Source organism: Clostridium sp. D5, assembly GCF_000190355.1.
Lineage (GTDB): Bacteria > Bacillota > Clostridia > Lachnospirales > Lachnospiraceae > Faecalicatena > Faecalicatena fissicatena_A.
The window spans coordinates 95,417-107,872 of record NZ_GL870819.1 but is presented as its reverse complement, the minus strand read 5'-3'; the positions used below and the strand labels follow the sequence as shown (position 1 = coordinate 107,872).

The following is a 12,456-nucleotide window of genomic DNA, read 5'->3' as shown; positions in this document are numbered from 1 at the left end:
GGGACGGACTGTGAAAAACACCTGTCCTGTTGGAAATGCATTAAGCGAGCCCTAGCAGCAGTTAGAGGAAATCCGCAAAATCAGCCTGAAAAAAGCTGCTTCCGAAGCAGCTTTTTAGAACGCCTGAGGCGTTTAATCATCAGATTAAACGGTGAATGCGTTCGGTTCAGACTGATTTTGCGGATTTCCTCTTACTGCTGCTTGGCGCAGCGGCCTGTATTTCCAACAGGACAGGTGTTTTTCACAGTCCGTCCCGGTTCCCGGTAAGCGTCCCCCCTCCTAAATCTCGTTCCCTAAATCCATCTCTTTTTTTCCAGTTTCCAGAATCAACAGTTTCACCAGAATCTCCGCCGCCTTCTCAAGTGCATGCATAGCACCAAACACTGATGAAAAATCATTCCCGGTCATAATAACCCCATGATGCGCCCAGATCACCACATCATGATCCCGGATATATTCCGTGGTTAAACTGCTGTTTTCTTTCCCCGTCACCTTCCAGGGGATAATTGCCACACCTTTTTGTATCACCTTTTCACATTCGGCGCTGATCTTAGTCAGCTCTTCCGAAAACTTTTCATTTTTTAAAGGGAGATAATAAGTTAGCGTAATCAGATTACTGGGATGGGCATGATAGACCACTCTTGCGTCCCCACCCATGTTCTTCCTTTCTTTATGACATAAAAGATGAATGGGTAAAGACAGAGTGGGTTCCATCCCGTTTTCAGCGCCCCACACTATACGGTACCGCTTCCCCTCTTTATCCAGTTCGATCATGCAGATCGTTTCCCTTGGAGCATCCATAATGTCCCTGAAACTAATCCCTTCACACGACACCAGAATGAACTCTTCCGCCAGTTCCGGGACACACACAGCAAGCGCTTCCCACTCCTCCGGCTGCAGTTCTTCCCTTACATTTTCAACTTCGCCGGCCTTCACCCTGTAAGAAAGATTTCCACCATGTCTTTCATTCCAGTTATGCTCCCACCCATCATTAGCCAAACGAATAAAGCCATTTACAAAATCCGCATATAGAAAATTCATAAGCGCCTCCTTAGATGATAAAAAATTAGGAATCCTCACTTCCTATCTATAATCTATCATAACTTTTTTCAAATAAATCCACAACTAAAATTCATTTCCAAGTGATTATTTCTGCGAGATTTCACTGTTGTTCATCCAGTCGGCAGGAAAGGTCTTCTCAGGCAGTGGATATTTACGAACCGGTGCGCCGGATGGAATTGAGGCATTGCGCTTCTCCCAAGGCTCCCTATCCCTCCGTTCGCGCCGCAGCTGCGGCCGCACTCTAATTCCCTATAGTAAATTTTTTTTGTTTGTGCTAGAATGAAGAGGGTTTTGGCACTCTTTGCCAAACCTTAGATACTAAATTTTGATTAAATATAAAGGAGAACAATTATGGCAGTCATCCGACCCTTTCAGGGCGTGCGGCCCGCAAAAGAACTGGCTTCGTCTATCGCCGCACTGCCTTACGATGTATATAACCGGGAAGAAGCCAGAGACGTGGTGGACAAAAACCCGCTTTCTTTTTTGAAAATAGACAGGGCTGAAACGCAGTTTGCCCCGGATATGGATATGTATTCACAGCCTGTGTATGACAGGGCGAGGGACACTCTGGAGGAGATGATCCAGGATGGCTCTTTTGTCAGGGATGAGGCTCCCTGCTACTATATCTATACTCTCACCATGAATGGACTGACACAGACCGGACTTGTTGGCTGTGCTTCGATTGATGATTACATGGAGAATAGAATTAAGAAACATGAAAACACAAGGGAAGATAAAGAACTGGACCGGACGCGCCACGTGGACACGCTGAGTGCACAGACCGGGCCGATTTTTCTGGCATATCATGCCCGCCCTGAGATGAACACTATTCTGACGGATGTAAAGATGACCGCACCGCTCTATGATTTTACAAGCGAAGATTCGGTCAGACATCAGGTATGGAAAATCAGCAGCACTGAAAATATTACACAGATCGCTCATATTTTTGAGGAAATTGATAATATCTATATAGCAGACGGACATCACCGGGCAGCTTCCGCTGTGAAGGCCGGGCTGAAGCGCCGCGAAGAACATCCGGACTTCAGCGGCAATGAGGAATTCAACTATTTTCTTTCCGTCCTGTTCCCGGCAGAAGAGCTGCACATCTATGATTATAACCGGGTTGTTTCAGATCTGAATGGTTATGCATTTGATGATTTTCTGGATATGCTCAGAAGCGGTTTTGAGATCTCCGATCCGGGCAGCGAGGTCTGTCGTCCTTCCTGCAAGGGCGAAATCGGACTTTATGGAAACGGCAGCTGGTACCGCCTGACTGCAAAACCATTCCTCCTGTCGGAAGATCCTGTTAACAGGCTGGACGTATCTATATTGCAAAATGTAGTACTGGGTCCGCTGCTGAATATCCGTGATCCCAAGACAGACAAACGGATCAGCTTCGTAGGTGGAATACGCGGGCTGGACGCGCTTGCACAGACAGTGGATGAGGGCGGCGATGGCGCTGCATTTGCCATGTATCCGACCTCTATGGAGGAACTGCTCGACGTAGCGGATGCAGACAGGCTGATGCCGCCCAAGTCTACCTGGTTTGAGCCAAAGCTCAGAAGCGGATTGTTTATCCATCAGTTCGAGAGATAGATTACAGCTGTTCAGGTTCATGTACAGCTGCAATAGATTGCAGATACAGTTCCATCACATGAATAAAAAAGGAGATGTAATGAATGGAAAGAAATGACCTTTGCTGGTGCGGCAGTGGAAAGAAATATAAAAAATGCCACATGGCAATTGAAGAAAAGTTGAAATTTCATGCGGACAAAGGCGAGATCGTCCCGGACCGTAAACTGTTAAAAACTCCATTCCAGATTGAAAAGATCAAAGAAAGTGCTGCCCTGAATACAGCAGTGCTGGATGCGGTCGCAGAGCAGATTCACATCGGAATGAGTACCGAAGAGATTGATAAAATCGTCTATGATGTAACAACAAAAAACGGCGGTATTCCGGCCACCCTGCATTATCAGGGTTTTCCGAAAAGCGTGTGTACTTCGCTGAATAATGAGATATGCCACGGAATTCCGGATAAAAATATCATTCTTGAAGAGGGTGATATCATCAATGTGGATGTATCTACTATATTAAATGGATACTTTTCTGATGCTTCCCGCATGTTTAAGATGGGTAAAATATCTGACCGCGCCGAGCGCATTATAAAAGTAACTGAAGAATGCGTCGAGCTTGGCCTGGCAGAAGCCAAACCCTGGGGACATCTGGGCGATATCGCTGATGCAATCAACACACACGCTCAGGCAAACGGCTATTCCGTTGTGGAGGAGATCGGCGGTCACGGCATCGGGCTGCAGTTCCACGAGGATCCATTTGTCAGCTATGTGACTCCTAAGGGAAGCGAGATGCTCCTCGTTCCGGGAATGATGTTTACAATTGAGCCTATGATTAACGAAGGAAGCCCTGATTTCTTTATTGATGAAGAAAACGACTGGACCGTTTACACCATTGACGACGGGCTTTCTGCACAGATCGAATATATGGTCATGATAACCGAAGATGGAGTCGAAGTATTAACCAAATAAGAATTTAATATAAAAGGCCGCCCAAAGGGGTCAGACCCCTTTGAGCGGAATGGACATATGGGCGCGGTATATAGGCCCTTTATGGCATTACCCTTCCAAAGTTACACCAAGCTTTTCAAAAAATACCGCTAAATTACAATAGCGTCTTAAAGAATTTCCATGATTCATAATAAACTTCCAGGTCTCTTCGTAATCGCCCCCAACATAGAAATCTCCTTCATACAATAACTTCAGAAATTCCTCCGGATGGCCGCTGTAATAGTCTGCAAACTCATAAGCCAGCTCTTCTTTTTCATCACTCCTTAAATCAGTGCTGATATTATGGAGTACATGTTCCAAATTTCTTGAAAAATAATAGATCTCATAAGGTATTGAGGCTTGAAACGATTTCGTCATGTTTAATTTTGCCAATTTCATTAAGTGAAATACAACGGCTCTTTTGCTGATATTTCTTCGCACAAGCCGGTTTTTATCCTTTGCTTCAATATAGGTCTCAAAGTATTTCGTCTTTTCCGTATCCGACTGCACAATCTGGGAACCGGAAACAAATGCACCGTCCGTGTCAATAATTTGTACCACTTTTAGAATATCTTTTATTTTAATAAATGGATTCTTATATAAATATGCAGCAACTTTTTCCTGAACGGCCTCTTCAATGTATTTTGCCGTCATATTTTCCCCCGCCGTAATGTCTCCGTGAACCACTCCAAAGGTAATTTCCTGTTCCCCAATCAGCCTGGAAAAAACCAATGCCAGCGTATCCTCATCCGATGGACCCTCAACCATAATTAAAATAATTTTCTTAGTCATCCGGTTCAACCTTTCCCGCTCTGCGCATGGCCAGCTCTATCTCATATATATTTGTTTCATGATACAGCCGCTCTTTCTGCCCGCCCAGCTTAATGCTTCTAAGATAAGAAAGTCTCTTATTCTGCGTATTTTTAATATAAGATGTCTTAATATACCGTTCCTTTGGATTGACAGTTGTATACATCAAAGAATCATTTTCCAGCACTTCCAGGGGACGCAGATTATGAGACGTAAAAATCAGCTGACCCTTAGCTTTGTCCTGCATTGCATCAAGCAATTCTCCTAGCAAATACTCATACACACCGGAATCCAGCTCATCCACCACCAGACAATAAGATTCCCGGTTATAACATGCCACCAGGCTGCTGCAGATCGAAATAATTTTTTTAATTCCTGCAGACTCATACATAAGCGGTATCCGGGCTCCATTGCGTATAGTTATGACCTCAAAACGAATGCCGTCTTTCCCATTTTCCATTAACTTATCGAACTTGTTATAGATCTTCAGTTCAATTTCCGGTACCAATGCTTTTAACACAATGTTTATCTGTTCGATCGCAGCAGAAATATATGGAAATATGTTTTTATCAGCTTCATTTACCTCTGTCAGATTCAGCATAAAGCCCCCCGGTCCCTGCTTCATCTTTGGCCATTCAATATTGACCGGCAGTGCACGTAAATTAAGCGCCGATAAGCCATACTGTGAATTCTCAACTACAGTCAGGCTGCCTGCAGCAAATACCTGCAGAATATGGCTCAGCTTATAAATCTTTGCAGCCTCTCCTTCCGCCCGGGCAAACACATTCTGCGACCTTTTTGAGAACAAAAAAGAAGCTGGTTCCGGCCTCCGCTTTTCGTCATTATAGTCCTCCGTGAACTGCCGGGCTATTCCAAGCGAAACCAGATGGTTCATATCTTTCTTAAAATAGTGATAATACTTTAATGGATGGAAAAGCTCTTTCCTGCCCTTTGAATAATCAAACACAGGTGACAGCCTCGTGGGTTTATCCGCATCCAACTGTTTCACACTTAAATTTTCATGGCTGATACAAAAACAGTCTTCACCGTTTTTTAACAACTCTATCTCATATTCAGTATAAAATACATTTCCATCATCCATAATTTTAAAACAGTACTTAACCCGTGCCGTTTCACTTTCGGATCGTATATAATAATAAAACGCTGCCGGAATGCGCCAGCCACTCAACAGGTATTTCAACAGCACCATACTATCCGCCACAACCGTTTTCCCCGATCCATTCTGCCCGTATAAACCGAGAATATTTCCCTTATCTCTATCAGTAAGTGTAATCTTACCATGTACAACATTTTTAATATCACATATCTCTACAGAAATAAGACGCACAACATTATCCACCATAGTCCCTCCCGATTCTTAATTTATCCCCATTATATTCTATCATTTCCACATTTTCAATTCTTATACAGTATTTGTTAATATTTTTAACGTTTTTACATTAAATTAATGCCAAGGCGAGTCCGGCGCCTGGCGGGGCAATATCTGCTGGTAAAAATCCCTAAAGACACGCTTAGTACTACAGCAAAATTTCAATCTTCGTCTGCAAAATGAACGATAGGCACAATGGTTTTTTCTGATATGATAACATATGATATTTCAGCGTTGCCGCACAGTCTATTCAAAACGCGGATATGCCCTGCCGGGAGGGATCCCTGCAGGGCATATCTTCATCTGTGTAATGATGCCTTTTTGCCATTTCTGTTTTGTATTTTCTGGTCAGTATTATTGGAGAATGTGCCGCTTTTTTATTCTAAAGTTTTGGATCTCCATTGAACTCCCTCACCGCATTGAACATTGCCAGCATATTTTCCAGCGGAGTTCCGTGCTGCACATTGTGGATTGCATTGAAGATAAAACCGCCGTCTTTTCCAAAGATCTCACAGCGTTCCAGTACCTGCCTCCGTACATCTTCCGGTGTTCCGAACGGCAGCACCTTCTGCGTATCAACTCCTCCGCCCCAGAATGTAATGTCTTTTCCGTAGGTATCTTTCAGTTTCTGTGCATCCATGCCTGCGGCCGAACATTGTACCGGGTTTAATATATCGAATCCTGCCTCTATAAATTTGGGAATGTAATCAAATACGGCTCCGCAGCTGTGTTTAATTGTCTTCCAGTCCGTATGATCATGAATCCAGCCATTGATCTTTTTAAAATGCGGCATCCAGAATTCATCAAATTTATCAAGCGGGAAAAATGTACTGTTCTGCGTACCAAAATCTGTTCCGCAGACATAGATGACATCCACTGTGTCCCCCATGATCTCGTATAATGTTTTCAGTGTCTCCAGTGCAATTTCCGTCTGGCAGCCGAAAACTTCATGGATGTAATCCGGGTATAAATACGGAGCCATATACCAGTCATCAATTGCCCTTATTCCTTTTGGATATTTTAAAAACGGTGCCGGCACGTTTGCGATATCTCCCAGGGCCGTACTTCTGGTTCCTATGACCACTGCCCTGCTGCAGTCTTTCAAAAGCTCCGCCTGCCTGCGGTAAAATTGCTTTTCTTCTTCTGAGAAAAGCTGGAATTCTTCCACATTGTCATGAAAATCCATATGATCCTCGTCAATTTCCGGCTGACGTATGATACTGTCAAAATAGTATCCGCCCTTTGGCAGATGGGCACACGGCGGAGAACTTGTATCTCCTTCCACATAGGTATAATAGCCGCCTTTGCCGTCATCCGTAACCTGGAATTCTTCCGGAACGAGCAGGGTCTGCCCAAAGTAATCCCATTCTTTATATTTGTCCGTATGACATGCAAATAAATTCTTGTAAAAATCCACTCCCTGCACATCAATGCCTATGATATCTCTCAGATCGTCTTCGAAAATCCCCAGCATGCCGAACAGATCAGAACATTTTACCGGACCTTTCAGACCAAAATATTCCCTGAGATCTTTCAGACAGCTGACGTGCATCCCTGAGCATGCCTGCGCTCCGAAGTCGATTGCCACCTTATCCGGCTGCCTGTGGTTTAATGATGTTAAAACTCTTTCCTTTGAATCCATGATTGTCCCTCCATTTTCCGTTCCTATTCTGTAAAGCCTTAAGTCTAAGTTTTATGGGGCTTTGACAATTTTTTATACCTCTAAAACAGATACCAAATCTTAGAATACATCTTTCCACTCATTAATATTGGAAGAGTCAAACTTAAACAAAGGCCCTAAAACAACTTCTGTTCCGCCATCTTTTGCCTTAATAATCTCGTAATCACCCAAATCTCCGGCTTTAAAACTCTCTCCTTCGGCACCTGTAATTTCACCATTTACCAGTGCCATTGCCGTATAACCGCCGAGCTGCCCGAGCTCGATCGGATTCCACAAATACATATACGGACAGGATTTGTCATCACCGTCTCCCATATACTCTGCCAACTCTGAAGGCAGTCCAAGTCCTGTCAGCTTAACAGAAGAATGATCGTCCTGCAAAACTTTTGCTGCCGCATTGATTCCAACGGTTGTAGGTGAGCAGATCACTTTCAGATCCGGGTATTTAGAAAGTAGCGCCTGTGTCTGATCCGTTGATTTTTGCGGTTCATCATCACCATAAGCGATCTCTGTTAACTCCAGTTTTGAATACTTATCATCCTTCATTGCTTCCTGCATAGCAGCGATCCAGGCATTCTGATTAGTTGCCTGTGAAGTTGCAGAAAGAATTGCCCATTGTCCTTCTCCCCCTGCAATATCATAGATTGCCTCCATTAAAGTCTTTCCTATCTCCGCATCTGAGGCCTGATTTACAAATACCTGCCTGCTGTCGGCATTTGTAGCAGAATCTAATCCGGATATTTTAATTCCTGCATCCATCGCCTCTTCTAGCGCTGCCTGCAGCGCGTTCTGGTCATTTGCCGATACGGTGATAGAATCGACTCCCTGTGAGATCAGAGACTGGATAACAGATACCTGGGCATCAGCCGTAGCAGCCTCCGGATGTCTGACAATTACTTCTCCACCCGCTGCTTCAATCACATCAGTAAATCCACCGGCAATGATATCCATAAAAGGATTCCCTGCTGATTTTGTCACAAGCGCGTAGACCTTCTTGCCGCTGTCATCTGCTTTTTTTACATCTTCAGCTTTTGAGCCTTCCTTGTCCGCTCCGCCGTTTCCGCAGCCAGCTATAAGACTGACAACCATTGCCACACACAACAACATACCTACCATTTTTTTCTTCATGACTTTCTTCCTCCTTATTTTAAATTCCTCGTCTATACAAAGCACACAATGTGCCTGGTATCTTTTTATCTTATTTCATCTCTATACTTTTACTCTGCAATTTAACTCCGCGGAAAATATTCGGCAGTAATACGGAGAGTACAAGCAAAATTCCCAATATGATCAGGATGATCTGCGGATTAAGGTTGATCAGCCCAAGCCCGATCCTCAGACAAATAATAATAAAAGCTGCAATAATCCCTCCCTGCAATTTGCCTTTGCCGCCATTCGTTGAGATGCCGCCGAATACCGCCATTGCTATCGCATCCATTTCAAATCCGTTTCCTGTTGTTGTGTTTGCCCCATAGAGAACGGATACAAGAAATAATGCCGCAAGCCCTGACATAAATCCAGTAACAGAATATACAATCAGTCTGGTTCTTTCTACCTGTATGCCGGCATAGTAAGCTGCCAGCTTATTGGAACCAATTGCATAAAGTCTTCTTCCAAATGTAGTGGCGCAAAGCACGACCGTGAATCCTGCCGCAAGAATAATGACAAGAAATACGATATAAGGAACCTTACCCACTTTTCCCGATATCATCCGGAATCCATCTGCCTTTGTCAGAGAGACAGAACCGCCGCTGCCAAGTGTAATCTCCGCAATTCCTCTGAATATGATCTGGGTCGCAAGAGTTACAATCATCGGAGGCAGCTCTGTAAATCTGGTAAGAATAATTCCATTTACAAAGCCACAAGCCATACCGGTCATCAGACATATGAGCACGACTGCTATAAAGGGGATTCCTTTGTTATATGCCGTGCAAGCCATCGTGGCTGACAAGCATACGATTGAACCTACTGAAATATCAATATCACCCATGATCAAAATATAGGCCATTGGCAGGAGAATGAACACCTCCGTCAGGTATTTCGGCATCTCACGTAATACATTTGAAAACTGATACATAGAGGAAATATTTATACAAAAGATATTTACAGCAATAAATAACACAACCAGCATACCTTCCCAACTCAGAATTCTTTTTTGCCAAACCTTTTCAGGTTTATTGGCAATACTTCTTCCTGATTTACCAGCCATAGCTAAATCTCCCTTTCTTTCAGATTATTTCTGTCAATTGTTCTTTGCGTAATTACATTCAGTATAATTACCACTAAGATGATCACTCCCTTTACTGTATTCTGTGCAATCGCCTCTATCCCCACCAAAGGAAGTGCCTTTGCAATAACAGCCAGAACCAGGCCGCCAAGCAGCGCCCCTGCAACGCTTCCTCTGCCGCCGGACATACTTACTCCGCCAATTACGCAGGCTGCAATGATATCCATTTCTTTCCCGTAGAGCATATTGGGCTGTGCTGATGAATACACAGATACTGCAATTGTTCCGCAGATACCTGCCAAAATACCCATGATTACATACACGAACAGTTCTACATTGCTTATATTAATACCAGAAATCGATGCGGCTTCTTTATTGCTGCCTACTGCATAGACCTTCCGTCCAAGCCTGGTCCATTTCATCATAACGAAAAATAACGCATAGACGCCAATCAAAACCCAGATCACATAGTTGATCCCCCAAAATTTATCCAGGGCAAAGCTGCTGAACGTCCCCAGATCCTCTGCACTGACCCATTCATTATTTGCAACCAGATATGCGAGCCCGCGGTAAACATACATAGCCCCCATCGTCGCTATGATAGGCAGTACCTTGCCTCTGGAGATCACAAGTCCATTGATCAGACCACAAAGGCCGCCTATTGCCATTGCAATCAAAAAAAGTAGAAACACATTTTTCACCACTCCATATTTCATCAGCATTCCTGCTGTCATGCCTGAAAGGGCCAGTGAAGATGCAACCGAGATATCTATCCCGCCTACCAGCAAAATGCCCAGCATTCCAACTGCCATAATCATTGTTACAGTATTGTTCCTTAACATATCAATGATAGATTTATAAGTCATAAATGATGGACTTTTTATTGTAATAGCTGCACAGAGCAGTACCAGCACCACGAGCAGGCTTATTTCCCTGGATGTCGTAATCGTCTTAAGAATTGATTTGTTCTTTTTCATATTCTGCCTCCTGCAAATCTGATGACTTTTCCATTGCCAGCTCCAGAATCCGTTCCTGTGTCGTTTCATGTCCGTTCAGCTCCCCAGTCACCTTTCCATTACACATGATCACGATCCTGTCGCTCATGCCGAGTATTTCTGGCATCTCAGAAGAAATCATGACAATGGCGTATCCCTGCTCCGCCAGATCCCCCATTATCTGATAGATTTCGGCTTTTGCTCCGACATCAACACCTTTTGTCGGTTCGTCCAGTATGACAACCTTCATCTCTTGTCCCAAGGCCTTAGCAACTACGACCTTCTGCTGATTGCCTCCTGACAGAGAGGAAGCCTGATCAAAAATAGTAACTGCTTTCGTATCAACGGATTCCAGTAACTCCTTCGATATTTTACGCTCTACTTTATTGTTATTAAATCCCCATTTTGCATGTTTGTGCATAATCGGAAGGGTTACATTGTCACCCAGTCCCCAATTCAGAATAAGCCCCTGCTTCTGCCTGTCCTCGGGCAGCAGAATGATCCCGTTTTTAATGGCATCTGCAGGTTCTTTAATCTTCACCTCTTTTTTATTTAGATATAATTTACCCGAATCCGGTTTGGTAACCCCGCATATGCTTTCTACCACTTCTGTTCTTCCAGCCCCGACCAGACCGGTAATTCCTATAATTTCTCCTGCTCTTACACTGAAAGAAACATCTTTATAATATCCTGCTCTTGTAAATCGCTCTACTCTAAGTACCTCTTCCCCCAACTGTACACTTGGTTTTGGAAAAAGATCCTTTATTTCTCTTCCTACCATCGCTTTGATCAGCTCTGCATTGGTAATGCCATCCACCAGATATGTATTGATGTACTGTGAATCCCTAAAAACCGTAATCCTGTCTGCCAAACGGTACATGTCCTCAAACCGGTGTGATATAAATATGATGGATACTCCGTTTTCTTTTAATCTGTCTACAATTGTATAAAGTTCTTCAGACTCATTCTTCGTCAGAGCAGCCGTCGGTTCATCCAAAATAATGATTCTCGCATTCGTTGACAGAGCTTTCGCTATCTCCACCATTTGCTGCTGAGCTACAGAAAGCGTTCCCATTTCATCCGTTGGTGCAAAATCTGTATTTAATTCTTTTAAAATCTTTGCTGCCTGAAGGTTCATCTCTTTCCACTGGATCATCCCATATTTCAACATCTCGTGTCCCTTAAATATATTTTCGGCCACAGACAGATCCGGATATGATGTTGGGTGCTGATATACCGCTGCTATCCCGGCCTCCTGTGCATCCCTTGGCCTTTTGAACTCAACCTTTTTCCCGTCAAGGAACATCTCCCCTTCCTCTGCTCTATGTACCCCGGTAATAACTTTAATAAGTGTAGACTTACCTGCTCCGTTTTCTCCCATCAGTGCATGTACTTCACCTTTTTTAAGTTGAAATCTGACGTTATTAAGCGCTTTGACTCCCGGAAATATCTTCGTAATTCCTTTAAGTTCCAATATATACTCTGACACCTTTCACCCTTCCCTTCCTTAAATTAATTCCCTTTTTCCAATGATGACTTTACTTTTCCTCTCAAATTTAAAATCAGCGGGCTTAAAATATATTTTGAGAAGTGTTTACTTTTATTTATTTTCAATTATATTTCTTATATCCTTCTCGAAAAATATGATTCAAGACTAAAAATGATATAATTAAGACTTGTTTTTCCTCACATGTTTTTGTATAATTTATCTATATTTCTTTGCTTTTTCT

Annotated in this window: 10 protein-coding genes; 2 read left to right on the top strand and 8 right to left on the bottom strand. The window is 43.4% G+C overall.

Annotated elements, in window-relative coordinates:
- Nucleotides 1-279: 279 nt before the first annotated feature.
- Nucleotides 280-1,041 carry a rhamnulose-1-phosphate aldolase gene (rhaD, locus tag HMPREF0240_RS19810; RefSeq protein ID WP_009005186.1) on the bottom strand — a complete coding sequence of 254 codons (762 nt, stop codon included), beginning with the start codon at nucleotides 1,039-1,041 and terminating at the stop codon, nucleotides 280-282.
- Nucleotides 1,042-1,413: 372 nt separating this feature from the next.
- Here rhaD and HMPREF0240_RS19805 point away from each other — a divergent pair, with 372 nt between their 5' ends.
- Both HMPREF0240_RS19805 and HMPREF0240_RS19800 read left to right on the top strand, forming a co-directional pair.
- Nucleotides 1,414-2,658 carry a DUF1015 family protein gene (locus HMPREF0240_RS19805; RefSeq protein ID WP_009005185.1) on the top strand — a complete coding sequence of 415 codons (1,245 nt, stop codon included), beginning with the start codon at nucleotides 1,414-1,416 and terminating at the stop codon, nucleotides 2,656-2,658.
- 83 nt (nucleotides 2,659-2,741) lie between these two features.
- Entirely contained in the window at nucleotides 2,742-3,605 is an 864-nt protein-coding gene (locus tag HMPREF0240_RS19800) for a methionyl aminopeptidase (RefSeq protein ID WP_009005184.1), read from the top strand.
- An 87-nt stretch (nucleotides 3,606-3,692) separates the two neighbouring features.
- Here the strand turns inward: HMPREF0240_RS19800 and HMPREF0240_RS19795 are convergent, their stop codons facing one another.
- The 7 genes from HMPREF0240_RS19795 to HMPREF0240_RS19765 form a co-directional block, all read right to left on the bottom strand.
- On the bottom strand, nucleotides 3,693-4,415 hold the full coding sequence (locus HMPREF0240_RS19795) for a hypothetical protein (protein WP_009005183.1): 723 nt from the start codon (nucleotides 4,413-4,415) through the stop codon (nucleotides 3,693-3,695).
- A complete protein-coding gene (locus HMPREF0240_RS19790) occupies nucleotides 4,408-5,796 on the bottom strand; it encodes an AAA family ATPase (protein ID WP_009005182.1) in 1,389 nt (462 codons plus the stop codon). Before HMPREF0240_RS19790 ends, HMPREF0240_RS19795 begins: the two co-directional genes overlap by 8 nt.
- A 409-nt stretch (nucleotides 5,797-6,205) precedes the next feature.
- Nucleotides 6,206-7,465: a uroporphyrinogen decarboxylase family protein gene (locus HMPREF0240_RS19785; protein ID WP_009005181.1), complete on the bottom strand. Its 1,260-nt coding sequence runs from the start codon at nucleotides 7,463-7,465 to the stop codon at nucleotides 6,206-6,208.
- Nucleotides 7,466-7,564: 99 nt separating this feature from the next.
- Nucleotides 7,565-8,632: a rhamnose ABC transporter substrate-binding protein gene (locus tag HMPREF0240_RS19780; RefSeq protein ID WP_035314292.1), complete on the bottom strand. Its 1,068-nt coding sequence runs from the start codon at nucleotides 8,630-8,632 to the stop codon at nucleotides 7,565-7,567.
- A 70-nt stretch (nucleotides 8,633-8,702) separates the two neighbouring features.
- Nucleotides 8,703-9,713 (bottom strand): ABC transporter permease, encoded by a 1,011-nt coding sequence (locus HMPREF0240_RS19775; RefSeq protein ID WP_009005179.1) that lies wholly within the window; start codon nucleotides 9,711-9,713, stop codon nucleotides 8,703-8,705.
- A 2-nt stretch (nucleotides 9,714-9,715) separates the two neighbouring features.
- The gene (locus HMPREF0240_RS19770) at nucleotides 9,716-10,708 is read right to left on the bottom strand and encodes an ABC transporter permease (RefSeq protein WP_035314289.1); all 993 of its coding nucleotides are present in this window, start codon (nucleotides 10,706-10,708) and stop codon (nucleotides 9,716-9,718) included.
- Nucleotides 10,683-12,215 (bottom strand): sugar ABC transporter ATP-binding protein, encoded by a 1,533-nt coding sequence (locus HMPREF0240_RS19765; protein ID WP_009005177.1) that lies wholly within the window; start codon nucleotides 12,213-12,215, stop codon nucleotides 10,683-10,685. The genes HMPREF0240_RS19770 and HMPREF0240_RS19765 overlap by 26 nt, the downstream gene beginning before the upstream one ends.
- Between the last annotated feature and the right edge of the window lie 241 nt (nucleotides 12,216-12,456).